Origin of the sequence: Aquimarina sp. RZ0, assembly GCF_008370685.1 — a bacterium.
GTDB lineage: Bacteria > Bacteroidota > Bacteroidia > Flavobacteriales > Flavobacteriaceae > Aquimarina.
Map to the genome: position 1 here is coordinate 44,027 of NZ_VTZU01000007.1, position 22,836 is coordinate 66,862.

A 22,836-nucleotide genomic window follows, 5' to 3' on the forward strand; every position below is an offset into this window, starting at 1 on the left:
TTATAGGGTATATATTTGTTCTTCCAGACTTGTCAGTGTTCTTTTTTGATCATTACTAAGGTCTAAATCGATTAATTTTTCTTGCATCAATTCTAAGGTTTTTTCAGCTTGCTCTTTGTTTTTTAAACTAATATTTACACGCAATAGATTAAAGAAAATTATTTTGGCAACAGCTACATTCATAGTTGCTTTTTTGTCTTTGTAATCTATTTTGGATAGCTCTTCTTTCCAGATTCCTTTTACCTGAATAAGATCTGCTATAAATTTTTCTCGTATTTGAAGACTTGTAATTCTGTTTAATTTTTTATAAATAGTAACGGACTTTATTTTAGTGTTTTCGAGTACATCATATTTTCTTTTTTTATTTTTTGGATACTCAATTTTTATGGTGGAAGGTATTGGGGTGTATCCAAATTGTTCATTTATATATATTGACATATTTTTCATTATTTTAAGCACATTGTTTTTTTCATAATAATCAAAGTTGATCGTATTGCTTGATGTGGCTGTTAAGAACTGAAAACCTTCATCGAATTTTTTTTCATGAATGACTTCCATACCTTGTAATACTTTTAAGTTTGTGGGTTGATTGTAGAATGTTTGTCCACCATTATCCTGAAAAACCATTTTTGTGATATTGATCATAAAAGTCACATCATTGCCTCCTTTTTCATACCCATAAACCATGACTCCATCGGCTAAAACTTTGTTGTCAAAAATCAAGAACTTGGTTAGATCTGGTTCTTTATAGGTGGGTTCGCTTGGTTGTATGTATGTTGGTTTTGAAGGTATACTAAGTTTTGGTTCTTTACCTTGTTCACTTAATGCTAAGCGTTCTATTAATGAAAGTTTTTTAAATTGTTCCATTTCCATTTTGTAACGCTCTTCTATTTTGACTACTTCTTCATCGTGATTTTTTAATCGTTCCTCAAATTCTACGGTGCTTTTTTTTAGCTTATTGTTATAATTCACTTTTTCCTTTTCAAAATCTATTTTAGATTTTGCTTGTACATCTTTTGCTGTTAATTTATAGGGAGTTTCTACAATTACACTATATGTCTTTATAATATTACTTAGTGGTTGTTTGGGAGATTTAATATCTAAATATGCTACAGATTCAGATAATGATTTTTGACAATAAGAATTTGCTGAATATATTAATATGAGCAATGCAAATAATGTTGGTTTTTTCATGTATGAAAATGTTATGTTTTGTTTTTTTAGAAACCATCAGTTTTCTATTCATATAGAACTGATGGTTTTTTTCTAAAACATAACAGTTTCATGGCTAGATTTATACATAAACCTGATAGCATCCAGTAGCTTTAGATTCTAAATAAGAAAAATTTATTTCAGAATATGATACTATCTGTAGAAATGGTTTTTATTAGAAAATTCTATAAAAATCAGGTAAGCTACTTAAGGTCAGAGCCACAAGGCTTTTATTGAAAAAAATACTTTGACTTCAAGGCAAGTCTAGGAGTATTTAAATTTCGATCAACAATTAAAGTCTTTTTAACCATTTTAATTTAGAGCGGGTATATGGAGCATATTTAAGATTTAGTTCTACTAAAAAAGATTTTTGTAATATGCTCTTGTGATGAGAAAAAGCTTCGAATCCAGCTTTACCGTGATAATTACCAATACCACTATCACCAATACCTCCAAATGGGAGACCTTGTTCTATAAAATGCATAACTGCATCGTTTATGGCTCCTCCACCAAAAGAGATTTCTGTAAGAATCCTGTTCTTTATGCTTTTGTTTTTTGTGAAAATATAGCAAGATAAAGGTTTTGATAAGGTCTTAATATCTGCAATTGCCTGATCAATTGAGTTAAATGATATTACAGGTAAAATTGGGCCAAAAATCTCATCTTGCATTACAGGATCTGATAATGTAACATCTTTGAGGACAGTAGGAGTAATAGTTCTTTCGATTTCATTGCATTCACCTCCTATAAATACTTTATCAGGATCAATATATCCTTTTAATCTGTCAAAGTTTTTTTGATTAATAATTTGGGTATAGTTTTGATTTTCAATTTTATAATCAGCAATTTCGATCTGTTTTTTGATAGCTGATAATAATTGATCTTGTATGGATGCTGCTACCATTACATAATCCGGGGCTATACACGTTTGTCCGGTATTAAGAAATTTTGCCCAAACAAGACGTTTTGCTGTCATATCAATATGTACATCTTGTGTGATAATTGCAGGGCTTTTTCCTCCCATTTCCAGAATTACCGGAGTAAGTTGTTTTGCTGCCGCCTGATAAATAATTTTACCTACCTGAGTACTTCCTGTAAAAAATATTTTATCAAATTTTATTTTGAGTAGCGCAGTAGTTTCCTGAACACCTCCTTCAATTACCTTAAAAAAATCAGGGCTAAAATTCTGATTAATAATTTTTGCCATAGCAGCAGAAGACTTCAAAGGGATCTCACTAGGTTTCAAAACTACAGTGCATCCCGCAGAGATAGCAGCTATGGCAGGAACTAGCGACAGTTGATATGGATAGTTCCACGCACCAATAACCAAAACAGTTCCATAAGGTTCAGGGATTATATAGCTTTTTGCAGGCAGATTCGTCAGGCTTGTCCAAACCTTTTTTCTCTTAGACCATTTTTTAATTTTAGATATAGAAAACTCTATTTCATGATAAATTATCGATAGCTCTGATACATAGGTCTCATAGGATGATTTTTTGAAATCATTAAAGATGGCACTATACAGAAGGTCTTCGTTTTTTTGGATACTACTTTTTAATCGTTTTAGTTCTCTAATTCTGAACGAGATATCTTTGGTCGTATTCGTATCAAAAAAACGGCGTTGGTTATGTATGATTTCCTGATAACTCATAGAAGCGGTTTGAACTTTTTTTAATTCACTATAAAAATGCTCTTTTTGACTCAGTTTTTTATCTTTTTCTTACTTCGTAGCACTGCTATGAAGTAAGAAAAATATTTCAATTTATCAAAAAATAACTATTTTTCGCCAGAATCAAAAAAATTAAATCACTTTATGAACTCGTCTTGAGTACTGCTTTGATTACAAAATTTACATTTTGCACGCTAATTTTGTTGGTTTTTTTTGAGTGTAGCCATGGTTACACTCAAAAAAAACTACTTCATTATAGTATAAAAGCCAAACTTTTCGGTTGAAAACCATTACTCAAGATGAGTTCTTTATATATAAAATTAGCTACAGAGCTTATTTACATAAAAAGATAAAATGTTATGCTGTTGCTGCAGCTTTTTTTAATTCTAATTCTTTTTGCATTTGTTTTACCGTGAGTGTACTACCATCGTGACTCCATCCTGGTGGGCCAAAGATATACATGAATTTATGATACCAATTTTTGGATTTTTTAGTATCATTCCAGATATCTTTATACTCATGAGTTAGAATAACCCAGGGATTATATGAATTAGGTGCATGTGTTACACCATATTGCACCTCGATGTTTTCATCCAGTTCTTTCCAGGTGCCAAAAATTTTATCAAAAATATTAAGAAAACCTCCATGATTTTTATCCATATACTCTACATTTTTAGCGTGATGTACCTGATGCATAGTATGTGTATTAAAGATTTTTTCGATAATTCCCATTTTAGGAATGTATACAGAATGTAGCTGAAACTGCCATAACGCTTCTATCCCGAGACAGACAATAACCATATTTGGATCAAACCCAATAGCGGGCATCCACATATAGAATAGTGGCTTATATAATAGGGTAAACCATCCATTCCGGACAGCTGTTCCCAGATTAAAGTTATCTGAAGAGTGATGCACAATATGAGCAGCCCACAAAGCTCTCACCATATGATTTTGTCTGTGAAACCAATAATATGTATAATCATCTGCAAGTTGACAGAGCAGCCATACATACCAGGCAAAACCAAAAGATTCCCATCCCATAATATTGGTGCGAACACCATTTAATTCAGGATTAAAAAAATTATATACAAAATGAAATAGTATAATAGAAAATATTGTTTTGATCAGCGGGCCTAAAATGGCAGATCCAACCCCCATGGTTACACTGGCTCTAAGGTCTTTCCAGTTGTATAAGTCTTTGTGGTTATGGGTTTTGCTATAGGTTAGTTCTACAAGTATCAGTGCTAAAAAACAAGGCACACCATATTTTAGGGGTTCAATAAAATCCATCTTCTTTCTGTTGTATTCTAAATTCGGAAATATAATAAGAATTTCCAGTAAAACTTTGTTAAATCATATTTTTAAATGAAAAAGAAAAACTTTTAACGCTTGTTGAGGGATTAATATCTTTTCTGATTTAAAAATTAGACATTAAAATTGGCTCTCTTTCATAAGGTTTCAAAACTAAAAAGAAACTATAGCTACGTCTTAGTTTTCTTTTTTTCCTAATAAGAAATTCCCGCCTTTTATTTAAGTATTCTTAAAACAAAATTGGGATGACATATTTTGTTTCCTGCAAATCAATATCATTTAATCCAGATGATAGCTCGGCAATTCTTTTGTTGAATAACGCTATTACTTTTCAAATATTTGAGACATATCTCTAAAAGATTTAAATTCTAATGCGTTTCCTGAAGGGTCATAAAAAAACATAGTAGCTTGTTCCCCTATTTCACCCTTAAAGCGAATATAGGGTTCTATCACGAATTGAATATTTTTTTTGGATAACATAGCCGCAAACTGATGCCAAATATCCCAGTCTAAAATAATTCCAAAATGGGGGACAGGCACTTCTTTCCCGTCCACAGCATTATGATGAGGTACCGTCGATTGAGATACTGATTTGTAATGAATAACCAATTGATGCCCAAAGAAATTAAAATCAACCCAATGATCACTGCTACGACCTTCTTTCAGTTCTAAAACAGTACTATAAAAATCTCTGGCTAACTTTAAATTATCTACTGGAATGGCTAAATGAAAAGGGGATAACGTATTCATATGAATATTGAATTAATTTCTTCGATCTTTTCTTTTTCCACCTTCGCGTCTGGAAGTATCTTTTTTGAAGGACTCTTTTCTGCTTTTTGCGCTAATAGCTTTTGAGCTATTAGTACCTCCATTTAATTTATTGGTAACAGAAGCTTCTTCAGTTTTACTAGAATCTCCTGTGTCTGAGTTTATGATGCTTAATTCTGTATCAGTAAGATATCTCCAAGTTCCCACAGATGTATCAAGTGTAATATTCATAATACGAATTCGTTTTAACCGAATTACTTCATATCCTAAATATTCACACATTCTCCTAATCTGACGGTTCAAACCTTGTGTGAGTACTATTCTAAAATCATATTTACTGATCTGTTCTACCTCACATTTTCGGGTTATAGTATCCAAAATTGGAATACCATTTCCCATTCTTTTTATAAATAAAGGACTAATTAGCTTGTTGACTGTTACAATATATTCTTTTTCGTGATTGTTTCTGGCTCTAAGTATTTTGTTAACAATATCTCCATCACTGGTAAGGAGAATTAGCCCCTCACTGGGTTTGTCTAATCGACCGATAGGAAAAATACGTTTGGGATAATTGATATAATCAATAATATTATCTTTTTCATTCTGAGCTGTAGTACATACGATACCTACAGGTTTATGAAAGGCAAGGTATACAGGTTTTTCTTTGGGTTCATTAATGGTTTCTCCATCTACTTTTACTTCATCTCCGGGAGAAACTTTGGTTCCCATTTCAGGAACTTTGTCATTTATAGTAACTCTGCCCTGATCAATGAGCTTGTCTGCTTCTCTGCGAGAACAGTATCCAACTTCGCTTAGATATTTGTTGAGTCTGGTTTGATTAGAATTTTCCACGCTGCAAAGGTGGTCATAAAATTTAATCTTTCAAAAAATCAATAATCATATCATCTACCTCATCAAAAAATAAAGAATGTCCAAAATTTTCTGTAGTAATAAATTTTATGTCTTTCCAATGGCTACTAATGACCTCTGCCCCTTCATATGGTGCTATAGTATCATATTTATCGTGGATGAGCAATCCTGGTTGATGAATGCTCTTAGCAAATTCTGCCATGGAGAATTCTTCAAAATAGAAACCAAATTTATCTTTAAAATATTGACTTAAAGCTTTCATAAACCGATCAGGTAACTTTAGTGTTTCCTGATACCCTTCCATAATAGTAGCTAATTCTGTGGGTGGTGCTAGCACTACTAATTTCTCTATTTCAATATTTGGATATGTATGCTGATGAAAAATGGTGGTCATTCCGCCTACAGAATGTCCGATAATATGATTGGGTCTATAGAGTTCTACCATTTTCTGAAGACATTCTGCATATAAGGGAACGGTTAGGGTTTTACCCGTAGAATTTCCCTGAGCAGGGGCATCAAATGCAATTATATTATAATTCAGCTGATGTAGTTTTTGTATTAGTGTTTTCCAGCGATGCGTATTGCTGTCCCATCCATGAACCATTAATACAGTTTCTCCCATATTAGCCCATCGGTATGTTTGAATATGATTATCTTTTATTAGAATGACTTCATCTTCTGCCTCTTCCAAAAAATATTCCTGATCCGGAAGTACTTTTCCTTTGAGTGGAGTACTAAAAAGAATATATGCTTTGTGCAGTGCTTTTTTCTTATTGAAAAAAAATAGAAACTGCAGACGTTTTCCGACAATAATAGGAGCGTATTTTTTTACTATTTTTTTCATGCTTCTTCTCTGTGTACAGATTCAATAGAAAATGCAGGCAGACAAATGGCGATATACTCACAAATTTCTTCAAAAGGATTAGCGTATTGTACGCGCGTATTTTTTTCTATTTTAATGGATTGACCAGCTGTTAGGATTAATTTTTCTCCATCTACAATGAATTGTTTTTTACCTTTGATGATATACGTATATTCATCAAATTCAGGGGTTTGGAATGGTTCGCTCCAATGTGGAGGAGCAATCATATGTGCTATGCTAACTTCAGTATTACTATCAGAAGCTTGCCCGAAATGCTCTTCTATTAACTTTCCATCGGTAGTCGGAACCACAAAAGGCGCTTTTTGAATCTTATATTTCTTACTCATAGATATTAGTCAAACGTTAATTTTCATCCCAGCTAATTAGAAAATGCTTGATCTTTGCAGAATCAGGTATTTGAGAAGCTTCGATTTTAGTATCTGTATTAAACTTGAGATCAGCGGCTAATTCCTTTTTATCAATAGTCAACGATGCCTGTATACTATCTACAAATAGTACAGCCGAACTTAGCGTATTAGTAATTTTAGTGATGGTATAATGATCCTTAATGTTTTTAAACGTTCCATTGGGTGATAGCCCTGTATCCGTATGATATCGACTGTCAATAAGTTGTATGTTTTTTATGGTAGAATTTATGTCGGATTTTTGTCTGACTTCCAGTATAAGTAGTTTTTTTCCACCTTTTTCGAAGATCGCTATTTCATTGTTCGTATTCAGTAATTTATCACCTGCTATATTTCTTACAATAGAATCATTACTATATATAGAATCTAATTGTTTTAGAGTTGTCTTATGAGTGAGATGTCCGATTCTATTGTTTGAGATCAAAAAAGGATCTTGACTTTTTTCTTCTTTCTGACAAGCTATTATTAGTAAAAAAAGTAAGAATGCGAAGTTTATTGTTTTTAGCATAGTGGCATAATTATCCCTGAGTTAAACAAAAAAAATATTTGCTATTATTAACGTAATAATTTATTTAATATTCCCAATGCACCTCTTATAAATGTAGCACTTGTTAACACCTTGATAACTGCTTTTTCTGTTGTATTTGTTCTTCTGGAACTGGAGCGGGATGAATTTTTCTTTAATTTTTCTCTTTCTTTTTTTGCCGTCTCTTTTGCTTCTGCCGCCTCAGCTTTTTCTATCTTTTCTGTTAAAATTTCATAGGCACTTTCTCTATCGATGTCTTCGTTATATTTTTTGGAAAGAGATGATTTTTCAGATAATGCTTTGAGTTCACTTTTAGATAATATATCCATTCTGCTCATAGGTGCTCTAAGCATGGTTGCCGCTAGTGGAGTAGGGCGTCCTTTTTCATCAAGAACAGATACTAATGCTTCTCCTATTCCCAGCGAAGTGAGTATTTCTTTAGTGTCATAATATTCTGAGATTGGGTAATTTTCTGCAGTAAGTTTGATGGCTTTACGATCTTTTGCAGTAAATGCTCTAAGTGCGTGTTGCACTTTGAGTCCTAACTGACTTAAGATCCCATCAGGAACATCTGTAGGGTTCTGGGTTATAAAATACAATCCAACACCTTTAGAACGTATTAACTTTACAATACTTTCTATTTGATCCATCAGAGCATTGGAAGCTTCTTTAAAAATCAAATGTGCTTCATCAAGAAAAATGACTAATTCAGGTCTCCCGCTATCACCTTGCTCAGGAAAAGTACTATACACTTCTGCCAATAAACTCAGCATAAATGTTGAAAATAATTTTGGTCTATCCTGAATATCTGTTAATCTTATAATATTAATAAATCCTCTGCCATCATTATCCACCCTGCAAAGGTCATTGACATCAAAAGAGCGTTCACCAAAAAAGATATCAGCCCCCTGCTGTTCTAATTCCACTATTTTGCGTAATATGGCACCTGTTGATGCCGTAGATATTCTGCCATACTCTTTTTCAAGTTCTTCTTTGCCTTCTCTAGTCGCAAACTGTAATACTTTTTTAAGATCCTTTAGGTCGAGTAATGGTAGTTTATGATCGTCACAATACTTAAAAATAATAGAAATAATACCGGCTTGGGTTTCTGTTACATCGAGAATTCTGGAGAATAAAACGGGACCAAACTCACTCACAGTAGCTCTTAGTCTTACTCCATCTTGTTCTGATAAGGAAAGAATCTCTACCGGGAAATTCTTTGCTTCAAAGGGAATACCGATTTTTTCATGACGCTCATCAATTTTGGGATGCCCTGGACTGGCAGCAGCAAGCCCACTAAGATCACCTTTGATATCCATTAAAAGTACCGGGATTCCTTGTTCGCTTAAATTTTCTGCAAAAACCTGTAATGTCTTAGTTTTGCCCGTACCTGTGGCACCTGCGATAAGCCCATGACGATTTAGTGTTTTTAAAGGTACTTTTACCTGTGCATCTTTAACGGTCTCATTTTTGTGCATTGCAGCACCCAATGTTATAAAATCACCTTTAGTGGTATACCCCGCATTAATATGATCAAGGAATTCCTGATTCGTGCTCATAATTGATGTAAATTTTGATAAAAATAGGAATCTTAACCATTCTATTGAAATGAATACAGCGTTGTTTTTCTAATAAATCAATAATTTTACATAATTAAGCACACAATGTTGATTTATAGTTTATTTTTAGGATACTGTAAATAGCACACATATATAATATTATTTCCTGATGAAAAACATTCTTGTAATTGCACTGTTGTCTCTGTTTTGTATTAGCTGTTCTCAATCAAATGCTGGAGTTGATGTGGTTTTTCATAAAACTCATGAACCTAAAAAAGCAAAAGCTCCTTTTTCTGATATTGTACAAGTAGGGAATTTATATTTTTTGTCAGGTCAGGTGGGCATGAATCATACAACCCGAAAATTGGTTGAGGGAGGCATAGTAGCAGAGACAAAACAAACCCTGGATAATATTAAAGAGGTGCTAAAGCAGCATAACATGGATATGAATGATGTCGTAAAGTGTACGGTCATATTAGCAGATATACAAGATTTTTCTGCTTTTAATACAGTGTATAAAACATATTTTCCTAAAAAACCAGCGCGTACTACTTTTGCAGCTAAAGGCTTAGCCGTAGGAGCTAAAATTGAAATTGAATGTGTGGCAGCAAAATCAAAATGAATAGTCATTAATATGCGCTAACCAGTGACTTATATTAAAATATATGACGTAGTGAACGGTTCAATCGCTTCACTATAAGATTCCTACCAGGCGAAGGATCATTCTTAATTTATTATCTACCTTTGCACCCTTATGCAAGAAAGAGTAAAAAAACTGGTTGATCAGGGCAGGATGCTTCCTCTTATGGAAGAATTTTATACAATACAAGGAGAAGGATATCACAAAGGAACGGCTGCTTATTTTATTAGAATTGGCGGTTGTGATGTAGGATGTCATTGGTGTGATGTAAAAGAAAGCTGGAATGCAGAATTGCATCCTCCTACAGATACAAATGTCATAATTGATAATGCTATAAAATATAGCAATGTTGTTGTTGTCACGGGAGGAGAGCCTTTGACCTGGGATATGGGAGTACTTACCAAAGGACTTAAAGAAAGAGGCGCGCAAACCCATATAGAGACTTCCGGAGCTTATCTTCTTAGCGGAACCTGGGATTGGATATGCCTTTCTCCTAAAAAAGTAAAGCTACCGGAACCAGGAATTTATAGTAAGGCAAATGAACTAAAATGTATTGTATATAATAAAAGCGATTTTGCTTTTGCAGAAGAACAGGCAAATCAGGTTTCTGATGATTGTGTATTGTATTTACAACCCGAATGGAGTGTAAGAGATAAGATGATTCCCTTGATTGTAGCATATGTGATGAAAAACCCCAAATGGAAGGTCTCTTTACAAACGCATAAGTATTTAAATATTCCATAATAAGCCTCTTTTTATTATGGAATTGACGTTTTTAGTCCAGAATTAGATTTATTTCCTCTTTTTATCTATTTATATATACGCGCTGAATTACAAAAACAGGGGAAAAACCCTGTGACTTTAGATTGTTTTTGTAAGTTAATTCTGTATTAATTTTTTTTAATTATGTTGTTTTGATATTTATAGCGGTTTTTTTTACGCTATGTCTAAAATTGGATGATCGATGTGTTAATTTTTTCATCAAGACTGTTTTGAGTTTTATATTTGTATAACGAATTATAAATCAAATAATTATGAAAATTTTTTACGGTATACTTACAATTGATATCCAAGCACTAAAGAGTTTTTTGAAACAATTACCATCGGCTTGTAGTAATGCAATTCATAGATAGGATAAATCTCACATTCGATTTAGAAATACTATGTTTTAAAATTTAAAAACCTACATATAACAATTGAATTTTTGATGTTTTAGTTAAAAAAATAATAGTATCAGAAAAATTATGTCGGTTTTAATCAGAAAAATTTTGACTTACATCTAAAAAAATAAGCAGCAAATGTTAAAAATGTTGATTTAGAGTTGATTAGGTGTTATATTTGAATTAAATAACAATTAAAATAAAATTATATGGGGCTATTTTACACTAAATTTAGATTAACTTTTAGAATCGTTATGGATTTTATGAAAGAATTACCAGGAGCATCTAGTAATGCAATTCATAGATAATAACCACTTCTCTTAATAAAGTTATATTGAAATAAAAAAGCGAAGATTTACTTCGCTTTTTTTGTTTTTTTAATTTGTTTATATGGCAAAAGGAATTTCTACTTTAGTGGTATCCCATCCCATGACCATATGGTATCCAGTATCCACTTTCTTAAAAGCAATAGAGAAAGCTTCCAGTTCTTTTCCTGTTGATGGAGTGACTTTGATTCTAGCTACATCATTACTTTCATTATAAGAATAAGCACCCCAGATATCTAAGTCAGAATTTATAATAATTGTCCATTCTTTTTCGCCAGGTATTGTGAATAGTGAATACGTACCAGCTTTTACAGTTTTATCACCAATCTTAGCATCTTTAAAAAATTTAATCTCAGTAGCCTCATCTGCTCCCGTTCTCCATACCTTACCATAAGGAACTAATTCACCAAAAATAGTTCTTCCTTTTTTATGAGGTCTGCTGTAAATTACTTTAATCTCAGGCTTTGCATTTCTGTCAGCTTTAGCGTAAGAAATGTCTGTAGGACTTTTTTGGATTCCATCAAATTTTTGAGCACTCATAGTAGCAATGCTTCCCAAAAACATTATCAGTACTAACAAGGTCGATTTTTTCATAATATGTAATTTTATTTTTATAACTACCGTAAAGATATGTACGAACTTGCCTACTATATGTTAATCCTGTCTTTAATTTCTGTTAAAAGGGTAATATAACAACTTGATAGTATATCGATAGTTTTTTAATGATTGTTATTACAAGTTGTATGATATTTGAGTGAATATATTATAAAATGAAACCTTTTAAGGATGTATACTTTGTATTGTGTAACTATAAATAGATATTTGACTTCTGAATTAATAGAAAAAGAAAATTATGTGTGGAATTGTTTGTGCTTTTGATCTGAAAGAAAAAGCAGAGGTATTAAGACCTCAATTACTAGAGATGTCTAAGAAAATACGTCATAGAGGCCCAGATTGGAGTGGGATTTATGCTAATGATAATGTAATTATGGCTCATGAGCGATTAGCCATTGTAGATCCTGTTTCTGGTAAGCAACCCTTATTTAGTGAAGATAAAAAAATAATACTGGCTGCAAATGGAGAAATCTATAATCATAGAGATATTCGCGAACAGTTTGAAGGGAAATATAATTTTCAGACAGCATCTGATTGTGAAGTGATTTTAGCATTGTATAAAGAGAAAGGAACCGCTTTTTTAGATGATCTCAGTGGTATTTTTGCATTTGCTCTATATGATCAGGAAAATGACTCCTATTTGATTGCAAGAGATCATATGGGGATTATTCCCTTATATATGGGATGGGATCAGAACGGTACTTTTTATGTAGGGTCAGAATTAAAAGCCTTAGAAGGTGTTTGCACCAAAATAGAGTTATTTCCTCCAGGGCACTTTTTGGATAGTAAAACTGGTGAACTAGAAAAGTGGTATATCAGAGATTGGACAGATTTTGATGCCGTAAAACAGAATCAAACCAGTATAGATGAATTAAGAGATGCATTAGAAGCTGCTGTACATAGACAATTAATGTCTGATGTGCCATACGGAGTATTATTATCAGGAGGACTTGATTCTTCTGTGACCTCTGCGGTTGCCAAAAAATATGCAGAAAAAAGAATAGAGTCTGGTGATACTAAAGATGCCTGGTGGCCTCAATTACATTCTTTCTCTGTAGGATTAGAAGGTTCTCCTGACCTGGCTGCTGCTCAGAAAGTAGCAGATCATATAGGAACCGTACATCACGAAATTAAATTTACAATACAAGAAGGGTTGGATGCTATTAGAGATGTTATCTATAATCTGGAAACCTATGATATTACCACTATTAGGGCTTCTACACCTATGTATTTAATGGCTCGTGTCATCAAGTCTATGGGGGTAAAAATGGTACTTTCTGGAGAAGGTGCTGATGAGATATTTGGTGGATATCTGTATTTTCATAAAGCGCCAAATGCTGAGGAGTTTCATGAAGAAACAGTGCGTAAACTAGATAAATTACATATGTATGATTGTTTACGCGCCAATAAATCTCTTGCAGCTTGGGGGATCGAAGGTAGAGTTCCTTTTCTTGATAAAGAATTTATGGATGTGGCAATGAGAATTAATCCGCAGGATAAAATGATTAATGGCGAAAGAATGGAGAAGTGGGTGATCCGCAAGGCATTCGAATCCTATTTACCAGAAAGTGTAGCCTGGAGGCAAAAAGAGCAATTCTCTGATGGAGTAGGGTACAGTTGGATTGACACGCTAAAAGAAGTAGTGGATGCAGAAGTAACGGACGAACAAATGGCAAATGCACATTTTAGATTTCCTATACAGACACCACAAAATAAAGAAGAGTTTTATTACAGAACTATTTTTGAAGGACATTTTCCTAGTGATGCAGCTGCCTTAAGTGTTCCACAGGAACCTTCAGTGGCTTGTAGTACCAAAATAGCGTTAGAATGGGACGAAGCTTTTAAAAACATGAATGATCCTAGCGGTAGAGCAGTAGCCAATGTGCATGATGAAGCGTATAATTAGTACCATCTGGGTTTTAAAATATTGAAAATAAAATTGAGCCATAGCTACTGCTATGGCTTCTTTATTATAGAGTTTCAACAAAGAAGAAAGTAAACTTTACATAAGGATCTGATAGTTATTAAAAATTGAAATGTATTTATGATACAATTTATTCAAAATTTTATAGTTTCCCTTTTTATCTCTTACATAATTTAACTAGTGTATATGATATTTATGCGAAGACGTTATAAATGCAATTTTTATTTTTTTATATTTGCGGCATGAAGAAAAAATGGTACTTCGGCACTTTGCTGTCTGCACTTGCATTATTTGTTGTTATTCAACAACAAGCTGTGGTACCTAACCAGGAAATTGTATTAGAATTTGTTCACAATGAAGTTAGTTCTACAGAAGCCCAAAATGCGGTTTCTATTGTAAAGAAGCAATTACAATCAATAGGGGTTCAGTATACAAGAATAACAAGAGGTTTTAAAAAAGGCACTTTCAAAATTGCATATTATAGTGATGAAGATGTAGCCTATATAAAAAGAATTCTCTCAGAGGAAGAAAACCTGACATTAGATCATGTTTTTTATGATCACCATCAGGATGAGGATCAATCCCCTTCAGATGAAAAGTCAAAAGAGTATAATCTGAATGTTTATGAAATCCATAAAAATACTGATTTTGACACCAATATTAATAACAAATATGTTTTAGAAGTTGTACCTGAGCAATATGGAAATTCTAATACTAGTTTGTACGGTTTTCTGCCAGAAATTGATATAAATATTACAAATAAGCTCACAAAAACAGCTTATAAAATAAATACGAATATTGCATTAGCAATAGATACTACTTCACATACAATTCCAGAAGTAAGAGCTGGACCCATTACGTAATTAAAATAAATATTTTATATAAATTTTCAAAAAACAGTTACTGTTTTTTGTCAAGTAGCTTATCAATATTCGTTTGATAAAGTTTACACTCACACACTATCAATACATTACTAATTATCAAACCTGAGATAAATTTTATAAATATGAATTATAAAAGGTTTGACCAAAAAATAAACAAATAATGCAAAATAAAGGACTCATTAGGGTATTTGCGATTTTATTCGGTTTGGTATGTTTATACCAATTATCGTTTACGTATTTAACCTATACAAAAGAAAAAGAAGCAGAAAATTATGCTTTAACGAAATACCCGGGAGCTGATGCTTCTAAGGAAAGAGAAATTGCAGAAGGTGCTTACCTGGATTCTATAGGAAAAGAACCAATTTTTGCAAATTTTAGCTACAACGATGCTAAAAGTAAAGAGCTTAATAAAGGACTTGACCTTAAAGGAGGAATCAATGTTATTTTACAAATCTCTGTAAAAGATATATTAAAAGGATTGGCAAATGATTCTAAAGATCCTTCTTTTAATCAGGCACTGGCTGCTGCGGATCAGACACAGAAAAATAGTCAGAAGACGTATGTAGAAGATTTCTTTATTGAGTTTGAAAAAATTCCGGATGCGCAATTAGCTTCTCCAGATATTTTTGCGAATAAAAACTTAAGTGATGATATTACTTATGATATGTCTAATGATGTTGTAAAACCGATACTGAAAAGAAAGATTGATGAATCTGTGATTTCTGCATTTGAGGTATTACGTAAACGTATTGATAAGTTTGGGGTTACACAACCTAATATACAACGTTTAGGAGAATCAGGGCGTATTCTGGTAGAGTTGCCAGGAGCAAAAGATGTAGATCGTGTTAAGAAATTATTACAGAGTACAGCTCAATTAGAGTTTTGGGATGTATTTAATATTAATGAAATGTCCTCATTTCTTGGGGCAGCAAATAATGTATTAAAACAGGATCTTGAAAAATCTAAGAAAGAAGGAAAAGAGGAAGAAGTAAAAAAAGTAGTAGATACTACTCAGGTTGATACAACAAAAACGGCTAAAGACAGTGCGGTTGATAGTTTGTTAAAAAAAGAAGTAGATTCTACTCAGGTAGATACTGCAAAAACGGATAAAGATGATGCCATTGCTGATTTATTAGAAGATGCAGAAGATTCTACGGATGTGGTGGCACAGGTAAATCCAATTTTTGATCTTTTCTCAGAGCAATCCAATGTATATCAGGGGGGACCTATTTTGGGAACAGTTGCTATCAAGGATACAGCTCAGTTTAATAACTATCTTAAACACCCGAAAGTAAAGTCTTTACTATCCGGAGATCAGCGTTATGCTAAGTTTGTTTGGAGTAAGCAGTCAAAAGATGCCAATGTTGTTGATCTATATGCGCTAAAAGGGAATCGTGATAATACCCCAGAATTGAGTGGAGGTGTAATTACAGATGCTACTCAAACCTATGATCAGTTAAATCAGGTGGTAGTATCTATGCAGATGGATGGAAAAGGAGCTAAGAAATGGGAAGAAATGACTGGACGTGCCTTTACGCAAAGAAGTCAGATTGCTATTGTACTTGATAATATTGTGTATTCTGCTCCAGGAGTATCTAAAGGAGCTATTAGTGGAGGAAGAAGTGAGATTTCTGGTGATTTTACTGTAGAAGAAGGACAGGATTTAGCGAATGTGCTAAGAGCCGGTAAATTACCTGCCTCTGCAGATATTATACAGAGTGAAATTGTAGGGCCCTCATTAGGGCAAGAAGCTATAGATAGTGGTATTATGTCTTTTGCTATAGCATTGGTATTAATACTAATATGGATGATTTTTTATTATGGTAAAGCTGGAGCCTTTGCAGATGTTGCGTTAGTGGTGAATATTCTGTTTATTTTTGGAGTATTAGCTGGATTAAAAGCAGTATTAACGCTGCCTGGTATTGCAGGTATTGTATTGACAATAGGTATGTCTGTAGATGCCAATGTACTGATTTTTGAAAGAATCAAAGAAGAGCTCGCAAGAGGTAAATCACAAGCAGATGCTATCAAAGATGGATTTAATAATGCATTATCATCGATACTCGATGCCAATATTACGACAGGTCTTACCGGTTTAATTTTATTGTTAATCGGGACAGGTCCAATTAAAGGTTTTGCAACTACTTTATTAATAGGTATTCTTACTTCATTATTCACGGCTATTTTTATCACTAGATTGTTCATTGATGGATATGGTAAAAATGGTAAAGAATTAGCCTTTTCTACTGCTGCCACTAAAAACTTGTTTAGAGATATCAATATCAATTTCTTAAGAAAAAGAAAGATGGCATATGTTGTTTCTGCTATCATTATTTTGGCAGGTATAGGTTCGCTTATTACTCAGAGTTTGGATTATGGTGTAGACTTTGTTGGAGGTAGAACGTATACGGTTCGTTTTGCAAAGGATGTAGTACCAACCGATGTGGAGAAAGATTTAGTAACAACCTTTGGGAGTGCTCAGGCAAAAACACTTGGTGCTAATAATCAATTAAAAATTACCACAAAATATAAAATTGACGAAGCTGGTGAAGCAGTAGATTCTGAAATCTCTAATAAGCTATATGAATCTCTGAAACCTTATCTTACTAATGGATTGACATATGGTGAATTTATAAATGGAGATGAAGATAAGCAGGTAGGGGTTATGTCTTCTATGAAAGTAGGGCCTACTATTGCGGATGATATTAAGCAGGCTGCTTTTTGGTCGGTTTTAGCTTCATTAATTGTAGTATTCTTGTATATCTTATTTAGATTTAGAAGATGGCAGTTTAGTTTAGGTGCTGTAGCTGCGGTATTCCATGATGTATTAGTCGTATTAGGTATATTCTCATTAACCTATAAGTTTATGCCTTTTAATATGGAAATAGATCAGGCATTCATCGCAGCAATATTAACGGTTGTAGGATATTCTCTGAATGATACGGTGGTCGTATTTGATAGAATTAGAGAGTATTTGAACGAACATACAGGGTGGACATTAGATAAGAATGTAAATGCGGCATTAAATAGTACATTAGGTCGTACATTAAATACTTCATTAACTACTTTACTGGTACTTATTGCAATCTTTATTTTTGCTGAACCATTAAGAGGATTTATGTTCTCATTAATTATAGGTGTGGTAGTAGGTACCTATTCTTCATTATTCATTGCAACTCCAGTGATGTATGATACTGTGAATAAGGTAGGTCTTAAAGAAAAGAAAAAACCTGAAGCAGTAGAGGTAGAAGCATAGATACTATATTTTATCTTAATATATATAGAAAAGCTAGTTGCAATTGTAACTAGCTTTTTCTTTATACACAAGTAATACGATTTATAACTAAAAATTTCGCATATTCATCGTTTCTTTTTCCTTTCTACTTCGTTTAAAAAATAAACCGTAGCTATAGCTATGCTTGATTTTTTTGCCTTGCATAAAGAAAAAATAATTCAATGAATTTATACGAATTTTTTAATCACAAATCGTATAATACAAATTCTCAAATGAAATTACCTGCCAAAATCATTTCTTTCTCTTTCACTCACACTTCAAAATAAAGGGTTTCGATAAGGCTGCTATTTATGAATGTTCTTTCTCGCTTGAATTAAAAAATAATTTGATTCAGTTTGCGATGATTTTATCTAAGAACGAGTCAATGATATTGAAATAATAACCTGAACTCGATTATTAATGTTCAAGATTAAAATTCGTTAATTTGAGACATCCAATAAAATTTTTATTCAGTGTTTAAATTGACAAAAGAAACATGTGTTAAGAATCGGCTTTTGAACCAGAGGGACTTGTTTTTTGTACAAAATTCTTATCAGAATTTTATTCAAACTGATGCGTTTGGCACTAATTGAACTCGCTCCATCAATATAAAGACCGAAAAAAGCTATTTATCAAATAAAATCTGCATAGAATATTACTCGATAATCGAGATTTAAACCCTCCGGCTTGTCTCAACATCAAAATGTTTTTTTTTCAATAAATACCTAGTAGATTTGTCCCGAGGTAGTTTGCTAACTATCAACTAAAAACGCTTTATTTAATTTTTTTGTAAAACATTATATCGAAACTAAGTTTTTAGCTGATAATCTAGGTTGAAATACTATGAGACTTACTCAGAGATATTACCAGTTTGATGAATATTTAACGTAGTCGGATATTACTTCTTTTTATATTTTTTTAAAAGAAATAGAATCTCCAACTGCCAAATTTAATTTGTCAGATAATCCAGCATTGATCTCCAAAACATATTTAGCGGGTTTTCCAGAGGGTAAAGAAGTTTCATCTAATGGTTTTGCTTGTTTCTGAAAACTTACAATTTTAAAATTAGTATCTATATAAATGATATCCAGCGGTATTAAAGTATTCTTCATATAGAAGCTTTGTGGTCTGAATTGCTTCTGAATAAATAGCATACCTTGATTAGACTCCATAGATTTTCTATACATCAAACCAGTTTCTCTCTCATACTCATTATCTGCAATTTCTATATCAATTTTTTTAATCAATGTTGGGATAGTGTCTTTTTTAGTATATAAAGATAATTCTCCTTCTTTAGAGAATAAGATTTCTTTTGTAGAAATATTGGTATTTTCTGATTGTTGCTTGCATCCTAGAAAGATAATTATCCCAAAGACTGCAATTGTATATTTAAGTAACATATTACTTTTTTGGGATAAAGATATTTAAAAAAATAAGTAAATCAAGGTAAGTGCTTATTGCAGTCAAAAAGAACTTGCTATAAAGTAAGCGGGGAAGTGAATAGTTCGCTTCCCCGCTTTTATGAAACAATTTAACCAGATGTTTTATTTATTTTTTAATTATTTTTTTACTGTCAATTTTTTTGTTATCTATAAGCAAAGAATAGAAGTAAATACCAGGGGTCAGTTTTTGATTATTGATATCTAAAAAAACATTTCCTCTTTTGGCCACAGGATATGTGTCTATAGTAGTACCCATATTATCAATTAGTACAATTTTAGCATCCGTGATAGTATCGTCCAGGTATAATTCTATGGTTGAAAACCCTTGCGTAGGATTAGGATAACTTCTTATTAGTTTAGATGATGATGTATTATTAGGATTGTTTGTATTAGTGTTGTTAATCTTTTGTTCAAGTTCTGTTACCTTTAACTGTAAACTTTTGATAAGTTCTTGCTGCTCTTTTAACGCTTCTACAAGAATAGGAGTCATATGCGAATAAGAAATTGATTTTCCTTCTATTCCTTCGACGCTTCTTACGAGCTCTGGGAATACTTTTTCGACATCCTGAGCCAGAAAACCAATCTCTTTCTTTTTGGATGCATCTTTTTTCCAGTTATAACTTACCGCATTAAGTTTGGATAATTTATTGATATAAGAATCATCGATCTCCGTGATATTCTCCTTATCATTTTTGTCTGATCTCTCATATAGTGTTTTAGCGTAGATGTCTATAAAAGATGCTCTGGGAGTATTGAAGAATACAATATATCGTTCTGATTCCAATCTGGGATCTGCCGCAGTTGTATTGATATCAAAAGCACGTCTTCTATAAGGAGATGTATTGCTAAATCGTACTCGTAAAGATCCACCTTCTATATCAAGCTTCTTTCCAGGAGAAGTGGTACCGATTCCGACTCTTCCATTTGAATCAGTATATATTTGAGCGCTTATGTCATTGGTAAATGATAATACGAGTGCAAAAAATAGTGTAAAGAATAAGTTTTTCATGATTTTTTAGTTTTAAGAATTAATCTTGGTTTTAAGGTTAAATTGTTGTCATAGTCTTTTTTAATGTGTGTTTAGGTATTAATGTTATATTCCAAATATATTTTATAAACAGGGATATTTCCCCACCCTTTTCGGGTAGTTTTTATCAGTATTACGTTAAAGGGAGCTTTTTTTGAAATTTAGAAAGAATAGATAACGATTTCTCTATTCGGTAAGTTTTTCATACCATGTTAATAGAAATTAGATAGAATAAATAATAAACCCATTTTAAAGAATGTGTATTGATCAATCATCAGGTTAGTTTCTCGGTATCATAGTATAGATTACTTCAATTTCTAAAAAATCGTTTTTGTAAAATATTTTTGCTATTTGATTTGAGGGAATTTTTAAGAGTATGTTTAAAGGTTGTAATAGTGATGACTAATAGGCAGCAGGGTTTTAAACAGACTCTAATAAAGATTAAGCCAGTACATTGAATTCATTTTAATCCTTATCAGAAAAAAGTTTTACTTACGGACATAAGATACTTTTCCAAAATATATCCGAAACATGGGGTTGATTTTGAAAAAACTACTAACTCTTATTGTACAAAAGGTTAGATCGTTTTTTTACTGTATGATCAGGTTAGTAATTATAATGCAAGAATCGGAAATTTAGAATATAACATTTTTACAAAACTGTTATCGCTGGTTTTGTCTCGTAGTAATCACATTTCCAAAACCGAAGTAAGAAGTCAATATCTTCCAGAATTTTTTTACCATTTTGTGTTTTTAAATATTGTATGTGATCACCATAATTTTCAATGGCATACAATGCTAATTCTGTAGAAAGATTAGAATCCATCAAAAGGTACTTAAAGTCTTCTTCTTCTGTTTCCGGATCATAAAAAGGATTTTCTGATGTAGGGAATGCGCTATTAATATCAAAACCATATTCAATACCTCCATTGGGGTTAAAGAAAAGCAAAGCTCTTTCGTCGGTTGCTGTTTTGCCGGGTTCGAAAGAATATTTTTGATTAGGATCAATTTTATTATTCAATCTATCATTATGGAAGGATATGAATTTTTTATGAAACGAATCCAACGCTCCCGATGGTAAAAATACAATCAGGGAGTTGTTGTTAAACTCCAGAAAGGATTCTTGCATCTTTTTTAAAGTCTCTATATTCTGCTTTTTAATTTCGGGATTTAATGAGTTTACTTTATTGATCTCTATCAGAGATTTTTTTTCTTGATCAACTATTTTTTGATCATACTGATAAGATAAAAAAGATCCGGAAAGCCACCACTCTTCTTTCCAGAATGACATGCCGAAATATAAGATATCGTCTATTTCCTTAGGATAATTGTCTTTAGAAAAAGATTTTTTAGTAAGGTTGAACATTTTTCCTGACGCTATATGTTGGGTAAAAATTGTTTTTTCATCCGCTCCTTTGTAAAAAAACATACCTCTTATTTTTCTGGGAAGTTTGCAAATATCCTGATATAAAGGATGACTGACACCAATAATCTCTAATATCCATTCATCTCCGGATATAGAGAGTAATGCTGTTTTACTTTCATTGATGATTCCATCAATTGCATCATAAAGAACTTGAGGTTTATACCTAGAATCGATAGAATCGTTTTCGATAATAGATATTTTTTGTTCTGTATATCTATATAGAGTGTCTGGAAAAAATAAATAGCTTTTTAGGAGAATAGTTTCACAAAATTTTTTAACCTCATAATATGCATCGTCTTCATTGATTATTGATAATCGATAATACGATTGAAGAAGTGTATTCTCTGGGGCATATTCGTACTCCTCTTCTAAAACGATCATAACTTCATTGGCCAGCAACATTATCAGAGGGTGATTTGATTCTAAAAAAGAATCTCTATCCAGACAATTTATAAAATACCAAATTAAGAAAGCAACATCTTGATGATTAATTTCTTTTTCTATATATTCTGATGTGTCAAAAAATGGTAATGGTTTTCCATACTTTTTTTTATGAAGCGAAATAAAAGAATTCCAGAGATTCGTCTCAGAAATTTGATCTTCAAAATAAGATACCAAAAAACAACATAATGCGTTAATCTCTTTACTAGATAGAAATTTGCTGAGTTCATTATAGCACAGAGGACTGATATTTCTTTTTACTTCATTGCTTAATTTCAGGTAGTATATATCAGTAGTAGTTTGCTTGCTATAGGGTTTAAAGAAACTCCATTCTTTAATATAAATTTTTTTATTCAAAATCGGTTAAATTTGTTTTTTTTCAAAGGCTAGAAACATACTGATTTATTATAAAAAAGTCTTTTTTCGTATCAGAAATAAGACTTTTTAATTACCCCCAATTTTATGTTTTTGTG

18 protein-coding genes are annotated in these 22,836 nt (G+C 32.3%); 5 read left to right on the forward strand and 13 right to left on the reverse strand.

Annotated features, from left to right (window positions below; all coding sequences use genetic code 11):
* From F0000_RS04455 to F0000_RS04495, 9 genes are all read right to left on the reverse strand, one after another.
* Positions 1 to 1,194 (reverse strand): hypothetical protein, encoded by a 1,194-nt coding sequence (locus F0000_RS04455; RefSeq protein WP_149623502.1) that lies wholly within the window; start codon positions 1,192 to 1,194, stop codon positions 1 to 3.
* A gap of 310 nt (positions 1,195 to 1,504) precedes the next feature.
* Positions 1,505 to 2,863, reverse strand: a complete 1,359-nt coding sequence (locus F0000_RS04460) for an aldehyde dehydrogenase family protein (protein ID WP_149623503.1) — start codon at positions 2,861 to 2,863, stop codon at positions 1,505 to 1,507.
* A 375-nt stretch (positions 2,864 to 3,238) separates the two neighbouring features.
* Complete coding sequence (locus F0000_RS04465; RefSeq protein ID WP_149623504.1) at positions 3,239 to 4,174, reverse strand: sterol desaturase family protein; 936 nt, start codon at positions 4,172 to 4,174, stop codon at positions 3,239 to 3,241.
* 345 nt (positions 4,175 to 4,519) lie between these two features.
* Positions 4,520 to 4,945: a VOC family protein gene (locus F0000_RS04470; protein ID WP_149623505.1), complete on the reverse strand. Its 426-nt coding sequence runs from the start codon at positions 4,943 to 4,945 to the stop codon at positions 4,520 to 4,522.
* Between the two features lie 12 nt (positions 4,946 to 4,957).
* Positions 4,958 to 5,815: a 23S rRNA pseudouridine(2604) synthase RluF gene (rluF, locus tag F0000_RS04475; protein WP_149623506.1), complete on the reverse strand. Its 858-nt coding sequence runs from the start codon at positions 5,813 to 5,815 to the stop codon at positions 4,958 to 4,960.
* Between the two features lie 22 nt (positions 5,816 to 5,837).
* Complete coding sequence (locus F0000_RS04480; protein WP_149623507.1) at positions 5,838 to 6,677, reverse strand: alpha/beta hydrolase; 840 nt, start codon at positions 6,675 to 6,677, stop codon at positions 5,838 to 5,840.
* Positions 6,674 to 7,042: a cupin domain-containing protein gene (locus F0000_RS04485; protein WP_149623508.1), complete on the reverse strand. Its 369-nt coding sequence runs from the start codon at positions 7,040 to 7,042 to the stop codon at positions 6,674 to 6,676. The genes F0000_RS04480 and F0000_RS04485 overlap by 4 nt, the downstream gene beginning before the upstream one ends.
* 16 nt (positions 7,043 to 7,058) lie before the next feature.
* The gene (locus F0000_RS04490) at positions 7,059 to 7,628 is read right to left on the reverse strand and encodes a hypothetical protein (protein ID WP_149623509.1); all 570 of its coding nucleotides are present in this window, start codon (positions 7,626 to 7,628) and stop codon (positions 7,059 to 7,061) included.
* A gap of 47 nt (positions 7,629 to 7,675) precedes the next feature.
* Positions 7,676 to 9,205 (reverse strand): helicase HerA-like domain-containing protein, encoded by a 1,530-nt coding sequence (locus F0000_RS04495; RefSeq protein ID WP_149623510.1) that lies wholly within the window; start codon positions 9,203 to 9,205, stop codon positions 7,676 to 7,678.
* Between the two features lie 169 nt (positions 9,206 to 9,374).
* Here F0000_RS04495 and F0000_RS04500 point away from each other — a divergent pair, with 169 nt between their 5' ends.
* On the forward strand, positions 9,375 to 9,827 hold the full coding sequence (locus F0000_RS04500) for a RidA family protein (RefSeq protein ID WP_149623511.1): 453 nt from the start codon (positions 9,375 to 9,377) through the stop codon (positions 9,825 to 9,827).
* A 132-nt stretch (positions 9,828 to 9,959) separates the two neighbouring features.
* Positions 9,960 to 10,589, forward strand: coding sequence for a 7-carboxy-7-deazaguanine synthase QueE (locus F0000_RS04505; RefSeq protein ID WP_149623512.1), 630 nt, complete (start codon positions 9,960 to 9,962; stop codon positions 10,587 to 10,589).
* An 802-nt stretch (positions 10,590 to 11,391) separates the two neighbouring features.
* Here F0000_RS04505 and F0000_RS04510 read toward each other — a convergent pair.
* On the reverse strand, positions 11,392 to 11,925 hold the full coding sequence (locus tag F0000_RS04510) for a DUF2911 domain-containing protein (RefSeq protein WP_149623513.1): 534 nt from the start codon (positions 11,923 to 11,925) through the stop codon (positions 11,392 to 11,394).
* Between the two features lie 259 nt (positions 11,926 to 12,184).
* On the opposite strand from F0000_RS04510, the gene asnB reads away from it, so the two are divergent.
* From asnB to secDF, 3 genes are all read left to right on the forward strand, one after another.
* Positions 12,185 to 13,852, forward strand: a complete 1,668-nt coding sequence (gene asnB / locus F0000_RS04515; RefSeq protein WP_149623514.1) for an asparagine synthase B — start codon at positions 12,185 to 12,187, stop codon at positions 13,850 to 13,852.
* A 260-nt stretch (positions 13,853 to 14,112) separates the two neighbouring features.
* Positions 14,113 to 14,733 carry a hypothetical protein gene (locus tag F0000_RS04520; RefSeq protein WP_149623515.1) on the forward strand — a complete coding sequence of 207 codons (621 nt, stop codon included), beginning with the start codon at positions 14,113 to 14,115 and terminating at the stop codon, positions 14,731 to 14,733.
* 181 nt (positions 14,734 to 14,914) lie between these two features.
* Entirely contained in the window at positions 14,915 to 18,010 is a 3,096-nt protein-coding gene (secDF, locus tag F0000_RS04525; protein WP_149623516.1) for a protein translocase subunit SecDF, read from the forward strand.
* Positions 18,011 to 18,936: 926 nt separating this feature from the next.
* Here the strand turns inward: secDF and F0000_RS04530 are convergent.
* From F0000_RS04530 to F0000_RS04540, 3 genes are all read right to left on the reverse strand, one after another.
* Positions 18,937 to 19,428, reverse strand: a complete 492-nt coding sequence (locus F0000_RS04530; RefSeq protein ID WP_149623517.1) for a DUF192 domain-containing protein — start codon at positions 19,426 to 19,428, stop codon at positions 18,937 to 18,939.
* 148 nt (positions 19,429 to 19,576) lie between these two features.
* Positions 19,577 to 20,479 carry a tail fiber domain-containing protein gene (locus tag F0000_RS04535; RefSeq protein WP_149623518.1) on the reverse strand — a complete coding sequence of 301 codons (903 nt, stop codon included), beginning with the start codon at positions 20,477 to 20,479 and terminating at the stop codon, positions 19,577 to 19,579.
* 669 nt (positions 20,480 to 21,148) lie between these two features.
* A complete protein-coding gene (locus tag F0000_RS04540; protein WP_188112020.1) occupies positions 21,149 to 22,720 on the reverse strand; it encodes a DUF3843 family protein in 1,572 nt (523 codons plus the stop codon).
* Positions 22,721 to 22,836 lie beyond the last annotated feature (116 nt).